Source organism: Rossellomorea vietnamensis NBRC 101237, assembly GCF_001591825.1.
GTDB lineage: Bacteria > Bacillota > Bacilli > Bacillales > Bacillaceae_B > Rossellomorea > Rossellomorea vietnamensis.
In genome coordinates this window covers 1-26,147 of sequence record NZ_BCVQ01000051.1, presented here as the reverse complement: position 1 = coordinate 26,147, position 26,147 = coordinate 1, and the positions used below count along the sequence as shown (strand labels likewise).

Annotated in this window: 24 protein-coding genes; 5 read left to right on the top strand and 19 right to left on the bottom strand. The window is 44.6% G+C overall.

Annotated features, from left to right (window positions below):
• Positions 1–8: 8 nt before the first annotated feature.
• The 3 genes from BVI01S_RS18645 to BVI01S_RS18635 all read right to left on the bottom strand — a co-directional run bounded on the left by BVI01S_RS18645 (position 9) and on the right by BVI01S_RS18635 (position 2,557).
• Positions 9–1,280: a M48 family metallopeptidase gene (locus BVI01S_RS18645; RefSeq protein ID WP_034763352.1), complete on the bottom strand. Its 1,272-nt coding sequence runs from the start codon at positions 1,278–1,280 to the stop codon at positions 9–11.
• A 249-nt stretch (positions 1,281–1,529) separates the two neighbouring features.
• The gene (locus BVI01S_RS18640; RefSeq protein WP_061811201.1) at positions 1,530–1,841 is read right to left on the bottom strand and encodes an AzlD domain-containing protein; all 312 of its coding nucleotides are present in this window, start codon (positions 1,839–1,841) and stop codon (positions 1,530–1,532) included.
• Entirely contained in the window at positions 1,838–2,557 is a 720-nt protein-coding gene (locus BVI01S_RS18635; protein ID WP_061811200.1) for an AzlC family ABC transporter permease, read from the bottom strand. The genes BVI01S_RS18640 and BVI01S_RS18635 overlap by 4 nt, the downstream gene beginning before the upstream one ends.
• Positions 2,558–2,659: 102 nt before the next feature.
• Between BVI01S_RS18635 and BVI01S_RS18630 the strand changes: the two genes are divergently transcribed.
• Positions 2,660–3,217, top strand: coding sequence for a helix-turn-helix domain-containing protein (locus BVI01S_RS18630; protein WP_034763348.1), 558 nt, complete (start codon positions 2,660–2,662; stop codon positions 3,215–3,217).
• Between the two features lie 115 nt (positions 3,218–3,332).
• On the top strand, positions 3,333–4,397 hold the full coding sequence (locus tag BVI01S_RS18625; RefSeq protein WP_061811199.1) for a CotH kinase family protein: 1,065 nt from the start codon (positions 3,333–3,335) through the stop codon (positions 4,395–4,397).
• Positions 4,398–4,439: 42 nt separating this feature from the next.
• Here BVI01S_RS18625 and BVI01S_RS18620 read toward each other — a convergent pair whose 3' ends face one another.
• The 7 genes from BVI01S_RS18620 to BVI01S_RS18590 all read right to left on the bottom strand — a co-directional run bounded on the left by BVI01S_RS18620 (position 4,440) and on the right by BVI01S_RS18590 (position 12,627).
• On the bottom strand, positions 4,440–5,690 hold the full coding sequence (locus tag BVI01S_RS18620; protein ID WP_061811198.1) for a YeeE/YedE family protein: 1,251 nt from the start codon (positions 5,688–5,690) through the stop codon (positions 4,440–4,442).
• Between the two features lie 131 nt (positions 5,691–5,821).
• Positions 5,822–6,724, bottom strand: coding sequence for an AEC family transporter (locus BVI01S_RS18615; protein ID WP_061811197.1), 903 nt, complete (start codon positions 6,722–6,724; stop codon positions 5,822–5,824).
• Between the two features lie 70 nt (positions 6,725–6,794).
• Positions 6,795–8,117: a 2-hydroxycarboxylate transporter family protein gene (locus BVI01S_RS18610; protein WP_061811196.1), complete on the bottom strand. Its 1,323-nt coding sequence runs from the start codon at positions 8,115–8,117 to the stop codon at positions 6,795–6,797.
• Positions 8,118–8,316: 199 nt separating this feature from the next.
• Positions 8,317–9,027 carry a response regulator gene (locus BVI01S_RS18605; RefSeq protein WP_061811195.1) on the bottom strand — a complete coding sequence of 237 codons (711 nt, stop codon included), beginning with the start codon at positions 9,025–9,027 and terminating at the stop codon, positions 8,317–8,319.
• Positions 9,020–10,621, bottom strand: coding sequence for a DcuS/MalK family sensor histidine kinase (gene dcuS / locus BVI01S_RS18600; protein WP_061811194.1), 1,602 nt, complete (start codon positions 10,619–10,621; stop codon positions 9,020–9,022). The genes BVI01S_RS18605 and dcuS overlap by 8 nt, the downstream gene beginning before the upstream one ends.
• Before the next feature lie 117 nt (positions 10,622–10,738).
• A complete protein-coding gene (locus tag BVI01S_RS18595) occupies positions 10,739–11,671 on the bottom strand; it encodes an alcohol dehydrogenase (RefSeq protein ID WP_061811193.1) in 933 nt (310 codons plus the stop codon).
• Between the two features lie 179 nt (positions 11,672–11,850).
• The gene (locus BVI01S_RS18590; protein ID WP_034763336.1) at positions 11,851–12,627 is read right to left on the bottom strand and encodes an enoyl-CoA hydratase-related protein; all 777 of its coding nucleotides are present in this window, start codon (positions 12,625–12,627) and stop codon (positions 11,851–11,853) included.
• A 151-nt stretch (positions 12,628–12,778) separates the two neighbouring features.
• Between BVI01S_RS18590 and BVI01S_RS18585 the strand changes: the two genes are divergently transcribed.
• The gene (locus BVI01S_RS18585; RefSeq protein ID WP_051758455.1) at positions 12,779–13,081 is read left to right on the top strand and encodes a hypothetical protein; all 303 of its coding nucleotides are present in this window, start codon (positions 12,779–12,781) and stop codon (positions 13,079–13,081) included.
• Between the two features lie 41 nt (positions 13,082–13,122).
• On the opposite strand, the gene BVI01S_RS18580 is transcribed toward BVI01S_RS18585, so the two are convergent.
• The 3 genes from BVI01S_RS18580 to BVI01S_RS18570 form a co-directional block, all read right to left on the bottom strand.
• A complete protein-coding gene (locus tag BVI01S_RS18580; protein WP_061811192.1) occupies positions 13,123–14,679 on the bottom strand; it encodes a fatty acid--CoA ligase family protein in 1,557 nt (518 codons plus the stop codon).
• A 150-nt stretch (positions 14,680–14,829) separates the two neighbouring features.
• Positions 14,830–15,816: a lipoate--protein ligase gene (gene lplA / locus BVI01S_RS18575; RefSeq protein WP_034763332.1), complete on the bottom strand. Its 987-nt coding sequence runs from the start codon at positions 15,814–15,816 to the stop codon at positions 14,830–14,832.
• Positions 15,817–15,827: 11 nt separating this feature from the next.
• Complete coding sequence (locus BVI01S_RS18570) at positions 15,828–16,562, bottom strand: MBL fold metallo-hydrolase (protein ID WP_034763331.1); 735 nt, start codon at positions 16,560–16,562, stop codon at positions 15,828–15,830.
• 196 nt (positions 16,563–16,758) lie between these two features.
• Here BVI01S_RS18570 and yhfH point away from each other — a divergent pair, with 196 nt between their 5' ends.
• Complete coding sequence (yhfH, locus tag BVI01S_RS22285) at positions 16,759–16,893, top strand: protein YhfH (RefSeq protein WP_079533738.1); 135 nt, start codon at positions 16,759–16,761, stop codon at positions 16,891–16,893.
• Between the two features lie 64 nt (positions 16,894–16,957).
• Here yhfH and BVI01S_RS18565 read toward each other — a convergent pair whose 3' ends face one another.
• The 3 genes from BVI01S_RS18565 to BVI01S_RS18555 all read right to left on the bottom strand — a co-directional run bounded on the left by BVI01S_RS18565 (position 16,958) and on the right by BVI01S_RS18555 (position 20,751).
• A complete protein-coding gene (locus BVI01S_RS18565; protein WP_051758454.1) occupies positions 16,958–17,710 on the bottom strand; it encodes a FixH family protein in 753 nt (250 codons plus the stop codon).
• Between the two features lie 143 nt (positions 17,711–17,853).
• A complete protein-coding gene (locus BVI01S_RS18560) occupies positions 17,854–20,052 on the bottom strand; it encodes a YhgE/Pip domain-containing protein (RefSeq protein WP_061811191.1) in 2,199 nt (732 codons plus the stop codon).
• 126 nt (positions 20,053–20,178) lie between these two features.
• Positions 20,179–20,751 (bottom strand): TetR/AcrR family transcriptional regulator, encoded by a 573-nt coding sequence (locus BVI01S_RS18555; RefSeq protein WP_034763328.1) that lies wholly within the window; start codon positions 20,749–20,751, stop codon positions 20,179–20,181.
• Between the two features lie 188 nt (positions 20,752–20,939).
• On the opposite strand from BVI01S_RS18555, the gene BVI01S_RS18550 reads away from it, so the two are divergent.
• Complete coding sequence (locus tag BVI01S_RS18550; RefSeq protein ID WP_061811190.1) at positions 20,940–22,346, top strand: LysM peptidoglycan-binding domain-containing protein; 1,407 nt, start codon at positions 20,940–20,942, stop codon at positions 22,344–22,346.
• Between the two features lie 113 nt (positions 22,347–22,459).
• On the opposite strand, the gene hemY is transcribed toward BVI01S_RS18550, so the two are convergent.
• The 3 genes from hemY to hemE form a co-directional block, all read right to left on the bottom strand.
• The gene (hemY, locus tag BVI01S_RS18545) at positions 22,460–23,857 is read right to left on the bottom strand and encodes a protoporphyrinogen oxidase (protein ID WP_061811202.1); all 1,398 of its coding nucleotides are present in this window, start codon (positions 23,855–23,857) and stop codon (positions 22,460–22,462) included.
• Positions 23,858–23,974: 117 nt separating this feature from the next.
• Positions 23,975–24,907: a ferrochelatase gene (hemH, locus tag BVI01S_RS18540; protein ID WP_061811189.1), complete on the bottom strand. Its 933-nt coding sequence runs from the start codon at positions 24,905–24,907 to the stop codon at positions 23,975–23,977.
• Positions 24,908–24,997: 90 nt separating this feature from the next.
• Complete coding sequence (gene hemE / locus BVI01S_RS18535; RefSeq protein ID WP_061811188.1) at positions 24,998–26,026, bottom strand: uroporphyrinogen decarboxylase; 1,029 nt, start codon at positions 26,024–26,026, stop codon at positions 24,998–25,000.
• Between the last annotated feature and the right edge of the window lie 121 nt (positions 26,027–26,147).

Here is a 26,147-nt window from a genome sequence, read left to right as displayed (position 1 = left end):
TTTTCTCTTTACTCTTTTTTCTTCTCCGCTTCATATTCCTCAAGCATCGACAGGCGTTCAAGCATTGTAGGATGTCCGTAACGGAAGATCTTCACCAACAGAGGCGGATTCACTTGGGATAATCCCACCTTCGATAACTTCTGGAAGGACGAGATGGCTGACTCCTTATCACCGGTCATTTCGATGGCGTAGCGGTCCGCCCTCGTTTCCTGGTACCTGGAAATCCAATTGCTGAGTGGACTGATCGTAAACAACAGCATGGATGTGATCATTAAAAACAATGGAAGTGAACTCAAATTCGAGACTTTCGAAACTTTCAAATCATCACTGTGATTGGCCACGATGCCCCTCATCAGCTTAGCCGTCAGGAATAGTCCGAAGAAGGACAGAACGAGATAGATCCCGATTCCGATATAGATATGCTTTTCCACGTAATGGGCCATTTCGTGGGCCATGACGAAGAGGATTTCCTTGTCTGTCAGCTTTTCAAGGGTCGTATCCCATAAGACGATCCTTGAATTGGACCCTACCCCGGTGACATATGCGTTAAGGGAATTGGTCTTCTCTGACATATCGACTTCAAATACGTGATCAGCAGGGATATCGGCCCTGTCTGCAAGTGAGAGGATCTGCTCTTCCAATGCTTTATCCTTCAATGGATAGAAATCATTGTAGAGGGGATCTATCAGTACAGGCTGAACAAACATCATGAAAATCGTGAATGGCACAGACAAAGCCCAGGCCGCAAGCCACCAGCGCTGTTTAAAGCGTTTCATCAAGGCATACAGGACTGAGACGATGATGAACATAAGAAGATAATTCACCCAGAAATCCGTGATTTCGTCCTTCATCCACATGGAAAACGTCTGAGTGGAAATGTGGTAGCTTTTTGAAATCTTATATGAAATATACTGCAAAGGGAAAATAGCCACAAATGAAGAGATCGATAACCAGAATAAGAAAATGGCCGTTTGAAGGAACCCATTCTTCACGCTCCCCCTCGCCCATTTTTCAAACACACGGGATACTCCGAAAATCAGGATAAGGAAATAGAATAACCATTCATACGGAGTGGATAAGAAAAATAATAGATTCTTGATTTTGGAAAAGTCCTCACTCAACAGAATTTCTTTATTATTCATAAAAGTGGCCGGGTCCGCACTGCTTCCCTTATACGTTTCAGGTAAAGTGGAATCCGCCAGGAAAAATAAGTACACATATAAAAATAAGCCTAATAGCAAGTAAGCCAGTATTGACCTGAGCGCCCATTTTCTAGCCAACATACTTCCTCCCTTCGTCTTCACTACTATATGTAATACCCTGTCCAAAGTTTTAGAACCTAAACACGGACGGTGAATGAAATGGTCCCGTCCGGGAAGGGAAAATCGTTTATCTGACATTCTGGTGATTCCACATATCCGCCATATCTTCATTATATCTGCCAGGACAAATTTTTATCTGTCATTTTTCAAATTTATATAGTACGTCCAGGTTCCATAAAAAAAAGCCACGATTTAAATCGTAGCCCTCTACATTAAAAAGACCGAATACAAAGACAAAACGGAGATCGCCCCGATCACCACAAGGATCACGTTGGCACCCAAAAAAGCAATGGCAAAGGCAGCCACCGTCCCCACTGCCCCAAACAGGAGGTTCCCTTCCTGTATCAGAAGAATACTTGGGAAAATCAACGCTCCCAAGACAGCAAAAGGGACATTTTTCAGCACTCCTTGAAAAAAAGGTGGAAGTTCCTTTCCCTTAAATACGAGGAAAGGGAGCATTCTGGGTATGTAGGTCACTACGGCCATTCCAATGATCATCCACACAATGGCAGGATTCATATGGTTTTCCCCCTTTCTTTCAGCATGATGACTGCCTCAACGATTACGGCAGATGCAATCGTGGCGGCCACAATCGACCAGCCGTTTGAAAGGTTTGTCGTAAATAGGAGGGTGGTATTCAGAGCCCCTGCGACAACGGCTAAAAATGTGACCTTGACGCTCTTTTTCATAGAAGGGACGAGAAGTCCGACAAACATGGCATACAAAGCAATGGTCATACTGGCCTGGAGGAAACCGGGGAGGATTTCTCCGATAAAATATCCCACACCGGAATTCACGACCCAACTGCCGTATGAAATGAGCATAACCCCAACGGCAAACCCCGTCCGCACTTTCCCCTCTTTGACACTGATGACCGTGAAGGTTTCATCCGTGATGCCAAACGCATAAAAAAGCTTTTTAAACAAACGGTCTTCTTCAAGCTTCTCGCTTAACGAAGCAGACATCAGAAAGTGACGGATGTTTACAATGAACGTTGTGAGAATGATTTCAATCATTCCGGTACCCACCGCAATCAGACTCAAGGATATGTATTGAGCAGCTCCTGCGAACACGAGCATGCTCATCAAGATCGTCTCCGTCACTGTAAGCCCGGTTGTACGTGCCAACAGGCCAAACGTCAGGGCCACAGGCATATATCCAATGGCAATGCTGATGCCCGCCTGCAGGCCATAGCGAAAGTCACTCACTTTTTTCGTAGAAAGAAGTGCTTCCATCCCTTCACATCCTTTATAATAAGTGTTATTCACTATTTTAATTTTTTGATAATTTATTATATTATACATATAGACGTTATAATAAACAAGAGGAGTTTTATCATGGAAAATTTCCCGATACAAATTGGTGAGAATATCAGAAAGATCCGGAGAGAACGGGGATTCAGCCTTGAACAAATGGCTGAGCGGACAGGGGTCAGCAAGGCAATGATCGGTCAAATCGAACGGGGGGATTCGAACCCTACCGTCGCCATTCTATGGAAGATTGCCAATGGCTTGAAGGTATCCTTTTCTTCCCTCATTGAGAAGCCGAGCAGCCAGGTGTCCATCATTCATTATGAAGACGTCCAGCCTGTGCTTGAGGATGACGGCAACTACATTGTGTATCCCATCTTCCCTTTCGATCCCTTAAAGAAATGGGAAAGCTATCGGGTGGAAATGAAACCGGGGTGTACCTATCGGAATGAAGGACATACAAAGGGTGTAGAAGAATACATCACGGTTCTATCAGGAGAGGTCACCCTGAAGATTGCAGAGGAAAAGTATGAGTTGACGGCAGGAAGTTCAATTCGATTTGCCGCTGACTCCGGTCATCAATACTCCAATGAGTCGAATCAGGAAGCTGTCTGCCAAATGGTCATCTATTACGGGGAAGAGTAAAGCAGTCATGAAATGGAACCTCCATTTCATGACTGCTTTTTTTCTCACGTCGTGTCAAACTTTAGAACCTACCAATATACTATTACATCTTTAAGTTGAGAGGAGAATAATGAACATGCCTTCTTCCCTACCCTCATTTGACCTCCAATTGGATCAGGCTGATTTACAGGAGCTGGAGCGTGATGTATGGAGCAACACGCCTGTTCCGGCTCAATTGAAAGTAGAAGGGGCCGTACACGACATCCATATCCGGTACAGGGGATCCTATACACGGGAACTGGAAAAAAAGTCGTATTATATAGAATTTGCCAAAGAACCCGGGGCGTATGAATCACCAGAAATGCACCTGAACGCAGAGTCCCTTGACCCCTCCCATTTCCGGAATAAACTCTCCCTCGATTTCATGAGGGAACTGGGCATCCACACACCGGAGAGTCAGCATGTATTCATTACCCTGGAGGGGGAACCCCTTGGTTTATACCTTCAGCTGGAATCAGTGGATGAGATCTACCTGAAAAAGAGAAACCTTTCCCCGGGGACGATCTATTATGCGGTCAGCGACAAAGCTGACTTCTCTCAAAAGGGAAAACGCGGCCTGACATCAGGATACCAGCGAAAACTCGGACATATGGAAGATGATCATACTCTCATCCACTTCATCAAGAGAATCAATTCTCCTTCAACCTTCCAACATGAAATCCCCCGGCTCTTACACATTGAAAACTACTTGAGGTGGCTTGCCGGAGCTGTCTGTACAATGAATAATGATGGATTCACACATAACTACGCTTTGTATCTGAACAGGAGGGATCAACAATTTTCCATCATACCGTGGGATTACGACGCTACATTTGGAAGACGGGTAAACGGGGACGTCATGGAATGGGATTATGTGCCGATTACGGGGAAAACGAAAAACAAACTGACCACACAGCTAATGAAACGATCGGGCTTCCGAAAACGATATAAGGATATATTGGAGGAAATTCTTGAAACAACGTTCAATGTGCCACACCTTGAAGACAAAGTGATGAGCTTACACTCTTCCCTGAGGCCCTATATCCTGATGGACCCCCATTTTCAGAAAGATATTGATGTGTATGACCGGGAACCTTCCTTCATCCTTCAGTTCATTAAAGATCGCGGTGCTTACCTGAGAAAGGAATTAAGATATCTGTAATAAAAAATAAAGCGTGGGAACAAGAAATTCCCACGCTTTCCATTAACAGAACGTATCCTTCGGTTTTGGAACGGACAAGCCGAACAGAGGACGAAGATAGAGTGCAAGGAAAGTGCCGGCAAGGGCCAGAACTCCCCAGATGTAACCGTGAAGGCTGAAGGAAGCAATCCCCCCGAAGTACGCGCCGATGTTACATCCAAATGCCAAGCGGGCACCGTATCCCATCAACAGTCCGCCAATGACCGATGCCATGGCATTTTTACCAGTGATCTTATTGAAACGGAACAATCCTCCGGCTGCAGAGGCCAGGAACGCTCCAAGAATGACACCGAAATTCAATACGGTAGTAGAATCAGCAAAGATTGATGCTTGAAGGGCCTCTGCATTGGCTCCCGACCAATAGCCCCAGCTGGCAACATCTACACCGAACATTCCGGCAACCTTTGATCCCCATAACGCAAAGGCAGAAGTAATTCCCCATGGATTTCCCCTCGTCATGAGCGTTAGGGCATTCAATACCGCAAGAACGATGGCAGCTGCGATAAGTGGCCAGGATCCACGGAAGATGCGCTTCCACCCTTTAGCAGACGGAAGAACTGCCATGCGCGGGGGATTCTTCTTCTTTTCGATCCGAAGGGTGACCCATGCAACGAATGCGAAGAATACCATGGAAACGACCCAAGCACCGAAATAACCCAGTCCTGTAGACGTGGCCAGCGAGATCGGCTTAAAGGAAGGAAGCTCCTCTGTCCAAAATGGAAGATGAGCCGCTCCGACTGTTGCACCTACAATAAAGAATAAAAGCGTGATGAACATGACGGAACGCCCTCCGCCAATCGCATAAAGGGTTCCGGAAGCACATCCTCCCCCCAGCTGCATCCCGATTCCGAACAGAAAGGAACCAACAATCAGGCTGACACCGACTGGTGACACATAGCCTGTCGCTTCCCCTCCAAAAAAGGTGTATCCTGTAGCAAGAATCGGTGCAAACAGAGTAACTGCAACGGCGAGCATCACCATATGGGCACGCATCGCCTGGCCGTTTCCGACAGACATCACCCTGCGGAAGGCAGAAGTGAAGCCGAATCGTGCGTGAAATAATGTATATCCTAACAGAAGTCCGAGAACGAGAAGCACGGTTTGGGCGATTTCCTGTGTAAAGAGCAGGTAAAGACCAAGAACCGCTGATACGATGATCCCACCAGCCACTAATGACGTCTGTGGTGAGTTCAATTCGGTACTCTTTTTCTCCGGACCTTTTTGTTCATTGATTGGTTGAACATATTCAGCCATAACAAATCCTCCTTAATCTTATTGATTCGGTTGGAATTTATTTTACAATAGTAATGGATTCTTCAGAATCTGTCAAAAGATGAGCTTCCATAAAAAAACCACCTGAGTGAAAACACTCAAGTGGTTTTACATTATGAAACCAGTGCCAACATAACCGGAATCGTCACGATACTCAAAAGCGTCGTGACCAGCGTACTTGCTGATACGAGATCAGGTTCCGTATTGAATTGCAATGAAAACATCGTCGTATTGGCAGCAGTCGGCATGCTTGCCAATATAATAAGGATTGAACCAAGGGTCGATGAAATCGGCAGCAGGGAGACGATCGCCAATGCCAGAATGGGTGAAGCGACCATTCTCATAATCACGATGAAGGATAATGCGCTTCTCTCCACTTTCTTCCCGCCAAGAGTGGCGAGCTGCATCCCGAGGACCACCATGATCGTAGGGATCGTGGCTTGTGAGATCAAATCGATCGTTTGATGTAGAAATAGTGGAACGTGAAGGTGCAATACCTGGAAGGCAAGCCCGATAAACGCACCATACAAAATCGGCATTTTGACGATCTTTATCCAGATTTCCTTTGGTCCCCTTGCTTTGTCACTCCCGCTAATAGCGTAGTATAATCCGATCGTATTCATAAGGAAAGATTGAATCACCATCATGATGACGGCATAGCGAAAACCGAGTTCGCCAAACCCGAACAGAATGATGGGTACACCGTAATTACCCGAATTCATGAAAACGCCGGAAAGGATCATAGCCGATTCTTTCGGTTTTGAGTAATTCCTGACCGCAGCCACTATTTTAACGGAAAGAATCAATATGACACAAAGTGCGAGGCAAAAGAGAAAAATATAAAGATAGTCCATATTCAGTTCATTTTCGTAAAAGGTCTTGAACGCCAGGAAAGGATACATTAAGTAGATGGCCATCTTCGAAATCGAATTGATTTCAAAGCCAAGCTTCTTTTGGCCCATATATCCAACGGCAAAGACCAGTAAGGCAGGCAGTACAATCAATATTACATCCATTTATGTCACCACAATCTATTGAAATGAAAGATAGGCCTGACTACTAGAGCCAAGCCTAAGTGTACCATATTTACAGGAGTGGGATGATTAATCCGGCTAACAGCAGGATCAATGCGCCACCCAGTCGTGAAGAAATCTGTGCGAATGGCATAAGCTCCATTCGTTTGGATGCTGACAACACGGCAACATCCCCTGTTCCTCCCATATTCGCCATGCACAGTCCCGCGGTGATGGCTGCTTCGATTGGATAAAAACCAACCAGTTTCCCAAGGATCGCTGCACCGATGATCGCCCCCAGGACCACTCCGAGTACGGTCAGGATATATTGAAGAGTCAAAGCTTCAAGGACCGTATTCAAATCCGTGTACGCAACACCGATTCCGAATAGTAAAGCGAAGGTCCAGTTAGCCGCTACAAATTGATACCACTGACTCGCTCCCTCTACAACATTTTGAGGAATGATATTTGAGATCTTCGCCACTGCCACCAGAATGATCATGATGGCATAAGGATGAAGAGGAAGAATGGATCCCAGCAGGGTACCAACCGTAAAGAATGTCAGGGCAGCAAGTAAGCCAACTCCCATCTTCTCAATATGATACTTCTGCTTTGTTTTCTCATAGGTAAAGCCTTTCATGAGCTGGCCGTTTCCACTCAGGGAAGGGACCTTTTTTCCGATTATATCAAGAACCGATGCGAGAATGATGGCAAATACATTTCCCAACGCAAGTGCCGGTACAAGCATCGAAATATAATAGCTCGGATCATTCCCCATCATTTCTGAATAGATCTGACTCATCGGCACTGCGCCGGCTCCCATTCCACCACCCATGATGGGCATGGTAATGACAAGGATCGCTTCTTTAAGGGTAAAGCCCACAAGAGATCCGAATATACCAGCTACAATGATCGCTCCGGCCACTGCCCCGAAGATTGGGAGAAAGTAGCGAAGGCCCACCTTCACCAACACTTTTGAATTCATCCCCAATATACTTCCGGTAATTAACGCCGCAATATAAAAATTCAAGAATCCACCTGACTTCATAAAGTCAGTCATGGATGTGACCGTGGTTTCAGGAAGCAATCCGGCATAGACCATATAAGCCGCACCGAAAATCGCGATGATGGCACCGCCTCCAAGGAACGTTTTTACGATGGGGGTACGGTCTCCTGCCCATCCAAATAATTCACCAAGGACCATCATGACGAGAAGGCTTCCGATCATCCCTCCCGGCAGATTCCCCGTGTACATGCTAACCAGTGTAATCCCCGCGAAGACCAGGAACCAAAGGATCGGCATATTAAAGATCTTGAGAGAACGATCTTTCGTATCCGCCACATCCTCTTTTGTTTTCCCATTTTCATATGAAAGTGTTGATGCAGGTTGTCCCATTTTGTTCATCCCCTTTGTCGATTTATAAGTACGAGCTGAATGCTGGACCACTCTTTCCAGCACTCTCTTCCTTACACCCCTGTAATCGCACTTTAGCAACCGCTTACATGATACTCATTTTATGAAAACGCTTTATGATTTCATAGATTATGAAACTATTGTTTGTTTTTTGAAATTAAAATAAGCAGCCATAAGCTGCTTATAAATAACTTTCAATTCTCGGGATATTCATTTTTTTCAACGAATACTGATATACCGGCCTTCCGATTCCATAGACCAAAGTTTCATCCACAACCCCGATTTCTTTCAAAAACCTCAGGTACTTTCTGATCGACACCCGTGAAATGGACGTCACCTCCGCTATATCATCTGTTGAAAATGACTCTTCTTCGAAACTGACAAGCTCTTGATAAATAGACGCCAATGTACTTCTCGCCAACCCTTTAGGAAGGGACATCTTCTCCCGGGTTTCCTGGACATCCCGTAATAAAAGCAAATCCAGTTCGCCTTGTTCGATGGTAGAATGCTTTTGAAGAATGTGATCACTCTCCCGGTAAGACGTCAACGCTTTTTTAAACCGTTCGAATTCAAAGGGCTTGATTAAATAGTCGACCACGCCCATCCTGAGGGCACTTTGAATATTCTCGACTTCTGATGCCGCTGTGATGAGGATGACATCCATTTTCCGCTGTTCCATGCGAATTTGCTCCAATAAGTCCATTCCCGTTTGCTTCCCGGGCAAATAAACATCCAATAATATCAAATCGACCTTCAACTCATTTATCTTCTCCATGGCATCTTCAATGGAATTCGAAATGCCGATTAAATGAAATCCATCAATCTCTTCCAAATACCTTTGATTAAACCGGGCCACCATTGGATCATCTTCCACGATCAATACATTAATCACCTTTCATCGCCTCCTTATATGAAGCCTGAACGATTATGGTCGTTCCCGAACCTTCCTTCGATTCAACATGCAGGGTTCCATTCAGCTTACCGATACTCTCTCTCACCAGGAAAAGACCGTAGCCCCGGCCTTCTCCCTTAGAAGAATACCCCTTGATGAAAATATCCTCAACCATGTCATCCGGCATCCCTATTCCTGTATCCGTCACTACGATTTCAAGCCCACCATCCTCATAAAATAACTCCATCAACACTTCCTTTTCCTCACAGCCGATCGTTGCATCAATACTGTTATCCAATAGGTTTCCAATGATGGTGATCAGCTCATGGGTAACGGCATGGTCCCTTGGTTCCGGAAGAAAGTCGTGACATTCGATGGTTAACCTAACGTTCTTTTCCCTCGCATAGCTCAGTTTCCCCATGATAAAACCGGCCAGGGCAGGGTCTTTCACTTTCGAGGTCACCCTGCTCACTTCGTCGACACGGAAGGAAACAAGTTCTTTCACATACCGGCCTAAGTGGCTGTAATCCTTCATCTTTACGAGTCCCAGAATGACATGCATCTTATTCATGAATTCGTGTGACTGAGCCCGTAGAGCTTCCGCATATGATTTTACACCAGTTAGTTGTTCCGCCAACTGATTTACTTCCGTCTTATCACGGAAGGTAGAGATCGCTCCGACTACCTCATCATTGACGATTAATGGAACCCGGTTCACGAGTATTGATACCCCGTTGATTGTCTGCTCTTCGTCAAGCTCGGGTTTCCCCGTCTCCATCACCCGTTCCAGACGGGTGTGCGGCATGTATTCCTTAATGGGCATACCTATCGGATTAGAACTCAGTCCAGCTTTATTGAAAATTTTCAGGGCTGATTTATTCACAAGGGAAATGGTGGTATCCTTATTCACAGCCACCACACCTTCATGGACCGACTGGAGCATCGTATTCCTCTCCTCTAAGATCTTCGCGATCGCAAAGGGTTCAAGCCCAAATAAGATTCTCTTTATGTACCGGGCAATGAAGATTGCGCCAATAATCCCCACAATGATTCCAAGAGCCGAACCCAATAAGATATTGTAGTGGCTTTGGTTCAGCGCTTCCTCTACACTTTTTAGGGAAATCCCGACAGACACTGCCCCGATCTGTTCGTGTTTCTCATTGTAAACGGGAGAAAAAGCCCTCACAGACTTACCAAGCGTGCCCTCAGAAATGGACAGGCTTTCTTTACCTTCCAACACATCTTTCTCGTCCCCACCGACAAAGTGCCTGCCAATCCGATCAGGATCAGGATGTGATTTCCGTATGCCCTCCATGTCCATCACCACAACAAACAGGACCTCTGCTGATTCTTGGATATCCAAAGCATATTCTTGTATGCTGTCTTCCTTTTCTTGATTCTGAAGGCCGCTCTTCACAATCGTCGAGTGGGCCACCGTCCTTGAAACAATCTTAGCTTTTTCTTCAATATTCGCTTCAATATTATCATTGATCGTCCTTGTAATCAGCAGATCGGTTATGACAAGGGAAATGAGGACAACGACACATACGAAAAGAATGATGATGGTACTTAGTTTAAGCTTCTTCTTTTTCACGGGCGTCACTCCTGTGCAGTTTGGTATGATTGTTTATTTTACATGAATTTTGGTTTTAAGATAGACCCGCGTAAAGAAAGAGGCTCCATGGGAACCTCTTTCTTGATAGTAATGTTGTTAGACATAGTTGACCAAAACCTTTATGGGAGAAATCTTTCCTGTACCCAGCTCTTCAAAACACTGTGGCAGTTCTTCAAATGTGATCGTTTTTTCAAATAGCTGTCGTAAGCCGGAATCCTTATCTTTGATCTGCTCAAAATACCATCTAGAATGTTCCTCATAATCCCATCCGTCACTTGATCCTACCACCTTAAGCTCTTTGCGGAAAAAGTCAGGTTGCAGAATAAATGATTCCTTATTCCCGTCGGATAATATGCACATTTCTCCTTCATACCTAAGCGACTTTTGCAGTATCTTAAATGCATCGTTAAACCCCGAGCACTCTAGTGCATAATCGTAAAGATCACTTGGGCACTCACTTTGATCTTTGTAGACGGTTTCCGCCCCCAATCCCCTTGCTAATCCGCCTCTGACGCTATGAGGTTCTACCATATCAATGTGACTGACTTTCATATATTCCTTTAAATAGTAAATGGTCAATAGACCCATCGTTCCGGCACTAGTAACCAACACCCGATCGTTCTCATTTGGATTCAATTTAAGCACACCTTTCGCTGCATCACATGATAATATCACGAGCAATGCCTCTTGAGGTGGAATATCTTCCGGAACGAAGATGGCCTTACTCTCTTTTACGATTCCATAATCCTTGTGCCCGTAAAATGCAACCGCCCGGTCTCCTATTTTAAAGCTTTTGACTGCCTCCCCTGTGGCTATCACTTCTCCAAAACTTTCATATCCTGTTTCTTTCGGGTAAGTCGGCGGAAGGTCAGTGGGATCCATTTCATTGTATTGAGGAAGTTCTGCCCCGATGCTGATGGCTCCTGCAATGGTTTTAATGAGGATCTCATCTTCATTGAGGGAAGGTATGGTTTGTCTCTTCCACTGCAACGTCTTTTTCGCTGTTAGTTCAAGTGATTTTTGTATCATGTTGCACTTCCTTTCATTCTCAGAAATTCATTTTCTGCAGACATGTGTTCATGCCTTCTATTTTTGAAAGTGGATCCCGACCAATCCCGCACCATAAAAAAGATCCGCCACGAGAGCCAAGCTGGCTCCACAGCAGATCTCCTACTCACGCAAAAGCTTAATCAGTCAAAATGTTCGATTCACTTCCCCTTAAACTCAGGCTTCCGCTTCTGACTGAATGCCAGTAAAGCTTCTACGCGATCTTCAGTGGGTATTGTGATTTCATATGCTTTTCTCTCAATCTGCAAACCTGTCTGCAAGTCCACGTTCATCCCATTCTTGACGGCAAACTTTGCCTGCTGCAGGGCGACCGGCCCATTCGACAGCATCGGTTCCACGAATGCATGGACTTCCCCCATGAAATTCTCTTTTTCTACTACTTTTGTAACAAGCCCGATTTCCAATGCTTCTTTTGAAGTTAAACGTTTAGCCGTCAGGATCAGTTCGAGGGCTTTGGATTCACCGACCAGTCGCGGCAGACGCTGAGTCCCTCCTGCTCCCGGTATGATGGCGAGGCTGGTTTCGGTAAGCCCCATTGTCGTACCAGCTACAGCTATCCGGAAATCGCAGGCAAGGGCAAGTTCCATCCCTCCGCCGAATGCGTAGCCATTCATGGCGGCGATGGTCGGCTGCGGAAGGGTGGCGACAGACTGGAAGACCTCCCCGATCTTGTAAACATTACGGATGACCTGTTGTTCAGTCAAGGTCTTTCGTTCCTTAAGATCAGCACCGACTGAGAAAGCTTTCTCCCCGCTTCCGGTAAAAATGACGACCCGGACGTCCGGATTGATGCGGAGTGCTTCGACTACCTGCTGCAGTTCGTTCAGTGTATCGTAATTAAAGGCGTTCATGGCATCCGGCCTGTTGATGGTGACCGTTGCAACGTTGCCCTTTTGTTCCAGTAAAATGGATTCCATGTTTGTTCTCCCCTTTGTTTAAGTGTTTCCTCCTTATGTATGATTCGACACGAATCGAGAAAACCCTTTCATTTTTTAAAAGGACTGAACACTTCCCGGGCAAATGCATAAACTATCGTGACATCAACCCATAAAGGAGTTGTACGATATTATGCATCATCCGTATAATCAAAACCCTTACTTCCAGTATCAACAGGCCAGTCAAAGCTTCAATCCATACCACCGTGAAACGAAAAGTCTTCCGGATCAGTGGGTTGAGTATATTCAACCACTCGTAACCCGTGCCTTATCTGAAGTGGAAGAAGGCATCAATCTGACCCACCTCTTTCAGGAATTTATCTTATCCGGTGTATTGGTCGGGCAGGGATTCACTCCAGAGCAGGCAATTGAGCAGGTTGAGACGTGGGAAAAAGGTGAATCCAAGTTATTACAGGCCAGTAAAGCTATGAAATAAAGAAAAAAGATGCTCAGTGATCCACTGAACATCTTCTTTCTTTAGGACTGTAGGACGTGCTCTTTTAACGCTCTTCTTAAAATTTTTCCCGTTGTGTTCTTCGGCAGTTCATCCAGGAACTCGATGGAAGCCGGGAGCTTGTATTTCGCAAGATGCTCTTTACAATATTCCAGCACACCCTGTTCTGTCAGGGATGGATCGCTTTTTACAACATAGCAGTTGACGGCTTCACCCAATTCGGGATGCGGGACACCGATGACCGCTGCTTCCACGATTCCGGGATGATTGTATAGCACTTCTTCCACCTCACGAGGGTAAACATTGTACCCCCCTACGATAATCAGTTCTTTTTTACGGTCCACAATGTAGAAGTAGCCATCTTCATCCATGCGGGCAAGGTCCCCGGTATATAACCATCCGTCACGGATCGTTGCGGCGGTTTCTTCTTCCATCTTGTAATATCCCTTCATGACATTCGGGCCTTTGACAATCAGTTCACCCACCTGTCCTACAGGGACTTCTTCTCCCATTTCATCGACGACTTTATTCTCAAGGTTCATGATTGATGTTCCGATCGATCCCGGTTTTCTTGGTCGATCCAGCGGGTTGAAGCAGGTCACCGGTGACGCTTCGGATAATCCATATCCTTCAGAAATCATGACATTGAATTTCTTTTCAAAGTTTTTCAAGAGAGCCACCGGCAGGGAAGCGCCTCCTGAAATACAGAGACGAAGCGATGATAGATCCTCCGGGTTTCCATCTGGATACTGAAACAGGAAGTTGTACATGGTCGGTACTCCGGCGAATACGGTTGGTTGAAACGCCTTAGATAATTCAAAAATGGCCTTTGGACTGAAGCGCGGGACGATTAACAGGGTAGCCCCTCTCAAAAGTGGTGCATTCAGGACCACTGTTAAACAGAATACATGGAACATTGGCAGAGCGGTAATGACGGTATCATCTTCATTCATTCGTAAATAGCTGCCGACGTCTGTGGCATTGGAATAAATATTCTTATGAGTAAGCATGGCACCTTTTGGTTTCCCTGTTGTTCCGGAAGTGTACAGAATGATGGCCACCTCATTCTCATCCACCGTCTCACTTTTGAATCCGGGGTCCCCTTTCCCCAAAACACTTGTAAACGATTTCATTTTAGGGTAAGCAAGAGAAATGTTTTCTAAGTCAATATCCTTTGCCCGTTCATCTCCAGATTCACACAGGATGAAGTGCTCGACATCCGATAACAGATGCTGCATCTTCTCGATTAATGGCACGAGTAGATCAAGTGTGAGAATGGCTTTCACATCACCATTTTTCAGAATATATCCAATCTCATCAGGAGTATAGATCGGATTGATCGGGATGACCTTTAATCCAAGACGAAGTGCACCATATAATCCGATGACAAAATGCGGTGAATTCCCCAATACAAGCGCGATATGATCTCCTTTTTTCAGACCCAATTGCTCTAAGCCGCTTGCAAATTTCGATACAGCACCATTCAATTCCCCGTATGTACTTGAAGTATTTAAGAAATGATAAGCTGTTTTATCTGCTTTCTCTTGAGCGATTTGGTCTAACCGTGTAGCAATATTCAATTGTATCCCTCCCCTTTTCAACAAACTGAATGAATGGTCATTCATCAAACTATTAAAAGTATTCAAAATATATTCTATATAAAGAATAGTATTAATACAAGTATATTGATGCAAAAAAACCGCCCAATTTGGACGGTTCTTCCATTTATATCAATACACCAAATCAACGAATTCATCCTTCGTGATATTACCGAAATAGTGTTGGATATCAACACCTTCCAATGCCCCGGCAATGTCCTTTCGCTCGTAGCGAGTACCAGAAAGCTTTTCTTCAATGTCCTCTACATTTCCAACCCCAAAGAAATCACCGAAGATTTTACAGTTATCGATCTTCCCTTTATTCACTTCGAGTCGGACATCGATGGAACCGACCGGGAAGCGGTGGGAATGCTGGAGATTGAATTTTGGTGACTTCCCATAGTTCCAATCCCAGTTCTGATAGCGTTCTTTTGAAAGCTCATGGATATTCTCCCAGTCTTCTTCCGTCAGGACATATTCTTCAACGTCGCTTCCGTCGAAGATAAAATCAAGGAGGGTTGAGCGGAACTCTTCTATCGTCATTTGTTCAGCCAGGAATTCTGAAATATTGGCCACACGGCTCCGGATTGATTTGATTCCTTTTGATTCGATCTTGTCTTTTTTCACCCGGAGAGCGGACACGACGTTTTCCATTTCGGAATCGAACAGCAGCGTTCCGTGGCTGAACATCCGACCCTTAGTGGAGAACTGGGCATTGCCTGAGATCTTTCTGCCTTCTGCGATGATATCGTTACGACCGCTCAGCTCTGCTTTCACCCCGAGTTTGTGGAGAGCCGTTACAACAGGCTCAGTGAACTTTTTGAAATTGTGAAAGCTCTCCCCATCATCTTTCGTGATAAAGCTGAAGTTCAGGTTCCCAAGGTCATGATACACGGCTCCCCCACCGGAAAGGCGGCGTACGACGTGAAGTCCCTGTTTTTCTACGTAATCTGTATTGATCTCTTCAATTGTATTTTGATTCTTCCCGATGATGATGGAAGGTTCATTGATGTAGAATAATAAATAACTCTCATTAATATCTAAGTTCTTCAGTGCATATTCTTCTATAGCAAGATTGATCCGCGGATCTGTGATTCCTTTATTATCAATAAATAACATCGTTTTTCCTCCTAAATTTCTACTACCATATCTTTTTTTGCTAATGATACATTACCGCTATAAATTGTTTTCGCTTCTGTCATCAACTGCTCCAAGTCACCGAAATGAGGCAAATGGGTGAGAATGAGGTTGCGTGCACCGGTTTTCTGAGCAAGTTTTCCGGCATCCAGACTAGTCATATGACCAGCATTCGAGGCATCCATATCACCATAGAAATTACATTCACACAGAAGCACATCAGCATCCTGCCCGAATGAAATGAATTCTTCCCTGAAGGCTGAATCTGCTGTATAAAAGAGGGATTTCCCATCTGCCTCAATTCTCATTCCGTAACATGGAACGGGATGCTTGGATTTCACAAACGTTACCGTGAAGGGACCAACGGATAAAGAAGAGTCCTCAGTATACTCATGGGCTGTCATCAAATCTTTGTATGTAAGGGAACTGAATCCTTGCTGATCTTCCCTATGGGCATATACAGGCAGTGTACCTTTGTTTTTCCCCAGGAAGTATTGAATCAATAATGCGTGTTGTAGTACACCTATATCTGCCACATGATCAGGATGATAGTGGGACAGAAGGACCGCATCCAACTCTGTTGCTTCTATGTGGTGCTGAAGTTGGGATAATACACCACTTCCACAGTCAATAAGCAGTTTGAAGCCATGAGCTTCAAGTAAATACCCGGTGCTCGCTTCTCCTGCTTTCGGATATCCGCCCCATTGACCAATAACGGTTAACTTCATGTCTGAACAACGCCTTTCACTTTAGTCTGTCCCCCTACTATACTTCATTGTGCCTATTTTTTCATTTTTTCCGCCCATTTTAGAATTTATTGTTGACGAAACTCATACTGTTATAATACAATAAAATAAATTAACACATCAGTTATATAACACGAACAATTGATGGGTGAATACAAATTTACGGAGGGTGATGAACATGGTAAAAAATATTGTTGAGTTCTTTCGAAATTTGCCGCCTAAGTCTTGTGCACAATGTGGAGATACAATTGAGGAGCAACATGAATGCTACGGCATTTATTGCGAAAAATGTACGACTGACTACGAATACTAAGCGCATGAAAATCAAGGGGTACTAAAAAGGATGCTCTTCAAAATGAAGAGCATCCTTTTTATGATTATTGTACGTCTACTGTTTCCATGGTGTGTTCGTGAATTTCTTCTCCTTTGGTTACGTGAACCTGTACATTATAAGAACCTTTTTCAGGGAATGTGTAGGAACCGCTATACTTGCCGGCTTCACCCGGTGCCAGGTCCACCCACTCATGTTTCTCCTGACCGTCCTGATAAATTTCAAAACGAACCCTGGCATCTTCCAGTGCAGTTTCTTCATTTTCAACATGGACCATCATTTCTGATTCTTCCCCGGCTTTAATACTGTCAGGCTTCATAAGATGAATAGATACGGTACTTTCATGCTCGCCATGATGGTGATCCTCTCCCGCTTCCTCATGCTCTCCTTCTTCTACATCACCAATCGCAATCTCTGTCTTTGGCATCGTATGCATGTCGCGGGCGGTCACATGAACCTGTACGGTATACATGCCATCTTCTTCAAACGTCTTTTCTGCCTTGTATACCCCGTCCTTGTCGTGCTTCACTTCGATCATTTCGCTTTCATCTTTCTGACCATTTTTCCAAATCTCATATTTCACTTCATCGGCATCGTCGACGTTCTCATCACCTTGGGTGACTTTTGTGGAAAAGGAAACAGTTTGACCCTTCTCCCCCTTTTCAGGTACGTCTAATTTTGCCTCGATTGGTTCTAATTTCTCGTCGTCTTTTGCTCCGTTATCTTCATTTGAATTACCGCATGCAGCGAATAATAACGCGAGAAAACCCACGAGCATAAATAAACTTATTTTTTTCATAATAAATCCTCCTTTAAGCATTTTTTAATGTATCACCATTATGTACCACTCATCCATTAGTATACACGTTTATGTTTACACAGGGTTTGTCCATTTAATGAAGAAAAAACGGTAGATGTGTGTGACATCTACCGTTTTTTTCCTTAAGCTTCTACTGATTTTGTATATTGTTTCTTGAATAGCCCTACAAAGAACACGGCCGTCAATGCAACGAACACAATGAAGTACCCCAGCAGGATGTATAGATTCTGCCACATGAAGGCGAAATCCCCGCTTGAAATGACCGCTTTGAACGCTGACACCGAGTACGTCATCGGTAACAGTGCACTGATTGGCTGCAGTGCCGTCGGTATCAATTCGAGTGGGAATGTACCGGCACTCGTTGTTAATTGCAGAATCAAGATGATGATGGCGACGAATCGTCCAGGATCACCAAGGATTGTAACCAGCATTTGAATCAATGCCAGGAACGTAAGACTTGTAATAATAGTAGAAAGTAAGAATAATGGTACACTTTCCACTTCTAGCCCCAATCCAAAGAGTAAAATCGCTGCTGCGATCAGAGATTGGATGATCCCCACTGTCGTAAGCACTGTGAATTTACCCATGAACCAGCTCATTCCGCTTGATGGACGATCGGATGGTTCGCGGAGTGGATACACAATCGAGATTAATAATGCCCCTACAAATAATCCAAGAGATAAGAAATAAGGAGCAAATCCTGTTCCGTAGTTTGGCACATGATTGATTTTCTCATTTTTCACATCGACTGGACCTGCCATCATGTCATACGTATCATCGTCCGCTTTGACACTGTTGGCTTCTTTTGCTGCATCTTTTAATTTCGATTCGTATTCCGTTGTTCCATCAGATAGTTTCGTTGAACCGTTTGCGAGCTCAGTTGAACCATCGGCGAGTTTCCTGGATCCGTCTGCTAGCTGATTGGATCCATCATATACCCGGTTAAGGCCAGAGCTTAGTTCATTCGCTCCTGAAGCAAGACCTACCGTCCCCTGGTATACGTCTCCAAGTTTCTGATTTAATAAACCGTAGTTTTCCACTACTTTGTTTTGACCTGCCACAAGTTGATTGGAACCTTCGTCAAGCTGTGTTGAACCGGCTACGAGCTGATCGACGCCGCCCTGTAGTTTCTTTTGACCTTCGTTTAATGTACCGATTCCACCCGCAAGCGAGTTCGCTCCTTTTTGAAGTTCAACGGCACCATTACTTAAAGCCCCGGTACCTGTTTGAAGTCCGGATGCACCTTGCTTGATTTGATCGATCGCTGCCTGAAGTTCAGCCTGCTTTTCTTCCGGCAGGCTTCCCATGAATGGAGCCAATTCCTCTTCAAGCTTTGAAGCTCCGGCACCAATCGCTTGAGCACCTGCTTGAGCGCTATCGGCTCCGCCTTTCAAGGCACCGATTTTTTCTGCAAGGGTCTGTGAACCTGCCTGCAATTTAGCCGTATTGTCCACAGCACTATCAAGCCCGGCGTCCACCTGTTCCAAACCTGCCTTGCTTTTGTCGATTCCGGCAGCAAGGGAATTCAACCCGGTTTGAACATCCTGTGTCCCTTTATATAGTTGCTGTGATTTATCCGTCATGACACCGACACCGTCAGATAGTTCCTGAGAGCCTTTAGCCAGTTTCTCGGCACCTGCACGGGTTTTGGCCACACCGTCTGTCATCTCGACGTTCTTTTCAGCAAGGACCGCTAAATTGTCTTTTAGCTTCTTGGCACCTTGAGAGAGATCAATGGCCCCATTGTTGATTTCGCCTGCTTTATCGCTGGCGGTCTTGAAACCATCTCCCATTTCCTGAATCTTATCAAACATGGTTTCGGCATACGTTTCTGAAACGGATTTAGAAAGACTCGCTTTGATCTCTTTCATGGCCGTATCACCGATTTGAGCAGATAGGAAGTTAAAGCTCTCATTCGGTACATATTTCAGCGAAAGCTTTTGAGGATTATCTTCTAACAATGTTGTACCATTTTCAGAGAAATTCTCTGGAATTTCTACAAGCATATAGTAGTCTTGTTTCTCCAGATTCTTGTACCCTTCTTTTTTATCCACGAAATGAAAATCGAACTGATCGCTTTCCTTCAGCTTATCAACAAGCTCTGATCCGATATGCAACTCCTTGCCGTCAAACTCTGCTCCCTGGTCACTGTTCACAACAGCTACAGGAAGATCTGAAAGCTGCTCGTATGGATCCCAGAATGCCCAAAGGAACATGCCGCTGTACAGTACAGGAATAAAGAGAACGGCTAGTATTGGAATGAGCAGCTTCTTGTTGCGAAAAATCGCTTTGAATTCTGAACCAATAAATGATTTCTTCATATTATCCTCCTATTGTTATTCAAATGATTTGAACTATTGACCAATAAACCCAAACGGTCATTTAAAAGAAAAAAATAAATGACTATTTCATTCGATTGGTCATTTTTCCCTAAAAATGAAGGACTATCAATTTGATAACCCTTTAATGATATATAGCTCAAACAGATTGGCTATTTCATCTTTATCAAGTGGACCATGTGCACGTTCCCAATCGAAGATCAATGAAACGTATAGCTTCAATAGGACGAATGCTGTCATTTCCGGGTTGCAGGGCTTAATAGCTCCTGAGGAAATGGCCTTTTCTATTCGGCGACTCAAAAATTCGATGACCACTTTTTCCATGCGGTCAATGACCTCGGATACAGCAGGCGTTCCCATTTCACGGGCTTCCTGATATAACTTGATCGTCAGCTTATGCTCTTTGCGAAATTCGAGAAGACGAAACAACGCGCGGTGGACATTTTCAGAAAATGTAGCTTCCGGATCAATCACTTCTTCTGCTTCAAAGGTCATTTCATTAATTAACGATGAAACAATCTCGTCGAATAATTCTTCCTTATTCTTAAAGAACGTATAAATCGTTCCTTTTCCCACATTCGCTATTTTAGCTACTTGATCCATCGTCGTGGCTTTATACCCAAACAAGGAAAAAGAATTGGTAGCCGCCTCGAGGATCTGTTTCCTTCGATCAATCGCCATGAACTCACTCCTTCCATTTGACCGTTTGACTATATTTGTAATTTAGTCATTTTGTTAACATTGATAAATTTATCACATCTTCGATCATTACACAAGTGATATTTTTCAATTTCTTTATCCTCGTTCTTTCATATCGAATAAGCCCTGTTGAATAGGCTATAGGTATAAGACCGTTCAGGAGGTGTCATATGAATATTTACGTAGTGAAAAGCGGTGATTCACTCTGGTCGATCGCATCAAAGTACGGGGTTGAGGTGAACCAGATCGCTTATGGAAATCAATTAAAGAATCCCAATATACTCGTTATCGGACAAAGTCTTCTCATCCCTGAACCTTTAAAAGAATATATCGTTCAGCCAGGTGATACGTTGTATAAGATCAGTCAACAGTATCAAATGGATCTCAATGAACTACAGACATTCAATCAAATTTCTGACCCCTCCACACTATTTATCGGTCAGTTGATTGTCATGCCCGCCTTCATTCACAGGGTTCGAACAGGCGATACCCTTTATACCATCTCCTATAATTATAAAGTGCCCATGCAAGAGATTTTGAATGCGAATGCCATCTCGAATCCTTCCCTTATCTACCCCAATCAACAAATTCGGATCCCGAATACGAAACCGGTGATTGAGGTGAATGCATACATCACGAGGACGGATAGTCAAGGAGTGGCCGAAGTGAATGGGCTGGGAAGCTACTTCACTTACCTTGCTCCTTTCACCCATTCCATTACAAAAGAAGGCACGATTACAGAATTGAATGATACCGGTCTGATATCAGCTGCGGATAATCAACAAGTCGATCCCCTATTGGTCCTGACTAATTATGTAGACGGCAAATTCAACTCCGATCTTGTCGCCACGATTTTAAGGAGCGATTCACTGCAAAATACGTTAATCTCTTCCATTCAGGAGAAAATGGAGGCAAAGGGTTATAAAGGCTTGAACATTGATTTCGAATACGTTTACCCTGAAGACCGGGAAAATTATAATTCCTTTTTAAGGAAGACGGTCTCAGCATTAAGACCAAAAGGCTATTCTGTCTCAACGGCACTCGCACCGAAAATCAAGGCAGATCAAAAAGGTCTATTATACGAGGCCCATGACTATAAGGCCCACGGAGAAATTGTCGACTTTGTTGTCCTTATGACTTATGAGTGGGGATGGGCAGGGGGAAAACCATGGGCGATCGCACCCATTGATGAAGTAAAGAAAGTACTGGACTACGCCGTAACGGTCATACCCCGCAATAAAATCCTCATGGGGGCTCCCTTATATGGTCGTGACTGGAAAATACCATGGGTGGATGGGACCTTTGCGAAATCCGTCTCTCCTCAGGGTGCCATAGACCTTGCAAGCAAATACGGGGTCCGCATTCAATATAATGATCAGTATCAGTCTCCATTCTTCAAGTATTGGGATGAGAACGGGCAGCAGCACGAGGTCTGGTTTGAGGATGCAAGAAGCATGCTGGCAAAGCAAATGGTGGTGAACGACTATCGATTAAGGGGGCTGAGCTACTGGGTGCTTGGTTCTGCCTTTCCACAGAATTGGGTGCTTCAGCATTCCAGATATCAGGTAGAGAAGTAGGATGCACCTTCAACCCGAGGGTGCTTTCTTTCATCTGGAAAGTGAGGCATAGAGAATATTCAACATGCCGTCAAAAAAAGACCACCAGTTTCCCGGCAGTCTTCCGCAAATAATTAGTTCAAGTAGTCCAACACTTTTGCTACGGTCCTTTCCCCCTGCCCGATGCAGTCGGGAATACTCAATCCATCATATGAACTCCCAGCAATGAATATCCCCGGCAAAGTAGCCTCTGCTTGCTCATACATACGTTGAATCCGTTCCCTGTGCCCCACCGTGTATTGAGGCATGGAATTTTTATAGCGTGAGACAATCGTGAAATCAGGGGGACCATCAATTTCCATGATCTTACTCAAATCATCGAGGACGATCTGCTCGATGTGGTCATCGGATAAATCTACGATGGTTTCGTCACCGGACTTGCCCAGGTAGCAACGCAATAATGCCTTTCCTTCCGGAGCCGTGTGCGGCCATTTTTTATGTGTCCACGTTCCCGCAGTCAGGGAGTAATCGCTATTTCTGGAGACCAGGAACTCGGTCCCGGCGATATCTTTTTTTATGGCCTCTTGTGAGAACCCCATTGCAACCGTCGCCACTGAAGTAGCTGGCATCTCCTTTAAGAAATGTAAGAATGGATAGGAGGGGAACATGGATTGCAATACGTGATGGGGAGTCGTGACGATGACGCTGTCTGCCTCCATTTGATCCCCGTTCGTGAACGTGACTGTATAATCACCGCTGGTCTCTTTTTCTATGCTGGTTACCTTCATGCTTTTGTAAGCGGTATTTGGTTCCAAGCTTGCTTCCATGGCATCGATCAAGGATTGAAGACCCCCTGTAAAAGTGAGGAAGTTTCCTTCTTCGTTCGATTCCCCCGCTTGTCCGCTCTTCTTGATGCCGGCTATTAAACTGCGATGTTTCTGTTCCAATTCATAGAGTTGCGGAAATGTAGACATTAAGCTTAATTGATCGATATCCCCGGCGAATATGCCCGTTAAGAGCGGTTCGATCAAATGGTCAACCACTTCATCCCCCATTCTTCTCCTGAAGAATTTCCCCAATGACTGATCTTCTTTTTCCTGGGAACGCGGAAGGATAAAATCCGCTGCAGCCCTCATTTTTCCTGATAGTGAAAATAAACTTGTTGTGATGAAAGGGGCGATTTGGGTTGGAATCCCCACGATGGATCCCCCGGGAATCGGATAGAGTTCACCACCGGCTATACAGTAGGACGTGCCTTTCTTATTTCGGACGAGCTTGTCCTCCATACCCAGTTTTTCCGCTAAACGGGAGATTTCCGTTTTGCTGGATAAACAAGAATCCGGACCCTTCTCGATGATATAGCCGTCTTTTTTGAGGGTTTGAACCTTCCCGCCCAATCGGTGGGTGGCTTCTACCAGTTTTACTTCGATGGGGAGATGTTCTTCCTTGATTTTCTGTTGCAGATAGTAGGCTGTGGTTAAACCAGTGATCCCTCCACCTACGACTACAATCTTTTTGTTTTGTTGTTCCAACACGTTCATCGCCTTCTTTAACAAAATATCTTCATATCCAATAATAGAGAAGGACTAAAGCGCTTGAGAGTGATCCCACTCGCTTCAGTCCTTCGGTGTACAGCCAAAAACGGGAAACTATTTTTTAAGGTGTTTTAACACGACATCTCCCATGGCCTCAATGAATTCCGGTTTGGCGTTCGGCATTTCCGGACGATAGTAAGAAGCTCCGATATCATCTGTTACGACTTTACATTCATAATCATTATCATAAAGAACTTCAAGGTGATCAGCTACAAACCCTACCGGCGTATAAACAAAAGTAGTGTAGCCCTTTTCCTTGTGAAGATCCCTTGTCAGATCCTGGACGTCAGGACCGATCCATGGGTCAGGAGTGTTCCCTTCACTTTGCCATCCTACCGCATATTCAGTGACTCCGGCTCCATCTGCGATCATCTTCGCCGTTTCCTCCAATTGCTTCGGATAAGGATCTCCGGACTGCAGAATGCGTTCGGGAAGGCTGTGAGCAGAAACAATGAGCACCGCTTTATTACGCTCTTCATCACTCATGTTTGCAAAGGTCTCCTTCACCCGGTCTACCCAGTACTGTATGAATTTAGGTTCCTCATACCAGCTTTCGATCGATGTAATCGTTGGACCGCCAAGCTTTTCCGCTGTTTCTTTCGCACGTCCATTGTACGATTTGACGCTGAACGTTGAGAAATGAGGGGCAAGTACGATGGAAACCGCTTCTTCAATGCCGTCATTGTGCATTTGTTCGACTGCATCTTCTACGAACGGTTCAATATGCTTTAATCCAAGATACATTTTAAATTCAATATTGTCTTGAACCGCATTTAAACGTTCTTCCAGGCTTTTCGCTTGATCAAGGGTGATCTTAGCCAGTGGGGAAATCCCCCCGATTGCCTCGTAACGTCCCCGCAAGTCATCCAAAAGTTCACTGGAAGGGACTCTTCCATGGCGGATATGTGTATAGTAGCGTTCCAGATCTTCTTCTTTATATGGTGTACCATAGGCCATCACCAATAGACCCATTTTCTTCTTTGACATCCCATTTCACCTCATTGTCAGTTTCATACATTACATTATTGTGCCATGTTTCTTTCATAGAATCCATTTATAGAGATGTATGAATGTTCTCTACCTGGCACTGTATTCATGCACAAAGGCTGCTAATCGCTTTAATGTGTCTGGATTGACTTGAGGGAATACCCCATGTCCGAGGTTGAAGATGTGACTCAGGTCCTTCCCTTGATCCAGGATCTCTTTGGCTTTTTCTTCAATTACGTCCCATGGTGCCAGCAGGATCGCAGGATCCAGGTTACCCATCACCGTTTTGGAGATGCCCCTTTCCCTTGCTTCCTTGATCGGCAATCTCCAATCAAGTCCGACTACATCGATAGGGAGATCATGCCATTCATTTGCAAGGTGGCTTGCTCCGACACCAAACATGATCAATGGTACATTCTCTTCCTTCAGTTCATTAAAGATTCTTTCCATGACCGGCTTGATGAATGTGCGATAATCCTGTACATTCAATGCACCTACCCAGGAATCGAATATTTGGAAGGCAGACGCCCCTGCTTTGATTTGGGCTTTTCCGTAGGTGATTGTCATCGCTGCCAATTTATCCATTAAAGCAAACCAGGCTTGCGGTTCTGCATACATGAACGCTTTTGTTTTATTATAGTTTTTAGAAGGACCGCCTTCAATCATATAGCTTGCCATTGTAAACGGAGCACCGGCAAAGCCGATTAATGGAACCGATAATTGTTCCTGTGTCAGTAATTTGATTGTGTCCAATACGTAAGGAACATCCTGTTCAGGATTGATTTCCCCAAGCTTTTCAACATCCGCAGTCGTACGGATGGGATTATCGATCACAGGACCGATGCCTGATTTGATCTCGACATCCACTCCAATCGAAGGAAGTGGGGACATGATATCCTTGTAAAGGATTGCTGCATCGACGTCATATTGTTCCACAGGCAGCCTTGTTACATATGCACAGAGTTCAGGCTGGTGCGTGATTTCAAAAAGAGAATATTTCTCCTTGATCTTCCTGTATTCAGGCTGTGAACGACCCGCTTGTCTCATATACCAAACCGGAGTATAATCCGTTTCCTCTCCCCTTGCCGCTCGTAAAAAAGTATCATTCATCTGTTTCATACCTTTGTTCGTCCACCTTTCTATGTAACTCCATTAACCCTATTGTAAACTAATTTGAGTAGATTCTAAAATTGTCATTTCTATTAGCTGTATGTTCAAACGTTGTTGCTGTTAATGAAGC

Excerpts from the sequence above, each read along its gene's own strand:
- BVI01S_RS18585 (WP_051758455.1), top strand. The coding sequence starts at position 12,779 with ATGCATCATCCGTATAATCAAAACCCTTACTTCCAGTATCAACAGGCC.
- hemH (WP_061811189.1), bottom strand. The coding sequence starts at position 24,907 with ATGTCAAAGAAGAAAATGGGTCTATTGGTGATGGCCTATGGTACACCA.
- BVI01S_RS18630 (WP_034763348.1), top strand. The coding sequence starts at position 2,660 with ATGGAAAATTTCCCGATACAAATTGGTGAGAATATCAGAAAGATCCGG.
- hemE (WP_061811188.1), bottom strand. The coding sequence starts at position 26,026 with ATGAAACAGATGAATGATACTTTTTTACGAGCGGCAAGGGGAGAGGAA.
- lplA (WP_034763332.1), bottom strand. The coding sequence starts at position 15,816 with ATGTTATTTATTGATAATAAAGGAATCACAGATCCGCGGATCAATCTT.
- BVI01S_RS18610 (WP_061811196.1), bottom strand. The coding sequence starts at position 8,117 with ATGGGACAACCTGCATCAACACTTTCATATGAAAATGGGAAAACAAAA.
- BVI01S_RS18615 (WP_061811197.1), bottom strand. The coding sequence starts at position 6,724 with ATGGATGTAATATTGATTGTACTGCCTGCCTTACTGGTCTTTGCCGTT.
- yhfH (WP_079533738.1), top strand. The coding sequence starts at position 16,759 with ATGGTAAAAAATATTGTTGAGTTCTTTCGAAATTTGCCGCCTAAGTCT.
- BVI01S_RS18560 (WP_061811191.1), bottom strand. The coding sequence starts at position 20,052 with ATGAAGAAATCATTTATTGGTTCAGAATTCAAAGCGATTTTTCGCAAC.
- BVI01S_RS18620 (WP_061811198.1), bottom strand. The coding sequence starts at position 5,690 with ATGGCTGAATATGTTCAACCAATCAATGAACAAAAAGGTCCGGAGAAA.
- BVI01S_RS18570 (WP_034763331.1), bottom strand. The coding sequence starts at position 16,562 with ATGAAGTTAACCGTTATTGGTCAATGGGGCGGATATCCGAAAGCAGGA.
- BVI01S_RS18565 (WP_051758454.1), bottom strand. The coding sequence starts at position 17,710 with ATGAAAAAAATAAGTTTATTTATGCTCGTGGGTTTTCTCGCGTTATTA.
- BVI01S_RS18590 (WP_034763336.1), bottom strand. The coding sequence starts at position 12,627 with ATGGAATCCATTTTACTGGAACAAAAGGGCAACGTTGCAACGGTCACC.
- BVI01S_RS18625 (WP_061811199.1), top strand. The coding sequence starts at position 3,333 with ATGCCTTCTTCCCTACCCTCATTTGACCTCCAATTGGATCAGGCTGAT.
- BVI01S_RS18640 (WP_061811201.1), bottom strand. The coding sequence starts at position 1,841 with ATGAATCCTGCCATTGTGTGGATGATCATTGGAATGGCCGTAGTGACC.
- BVI01S_RS18595 (WP_061811193.1), bottom strand. The coding sequence starts at position 11,671 with ATGATACAAAAATCACTTGAACTAACAGCGAAAAAGACGTTGCAGTGG.
- BVI01S_RS18635 (WP_061811200.1), bottom strand. The coding sequence starts at position 2,557 with ATGGAAGCACTTCTTTCTACGAAAAAAGTGAGTGACTTTCGCTATGGC.
- BVI01S_RS18555 (WP_034763328.1), bottom strand. The coding sequence starts at position 20,751 with ATGGCGATTGATCGAAGGAAACAGATCCTCGAGGCGGCTACCAATTCT.
- BVI01S_RS18550 (WP_061811190.1), top strand. The coding sequence starts at position 20,940 with ATGAATATTTACGTAGTGAAAAGCGGTGATTCACTCTGGTCGATCGCA.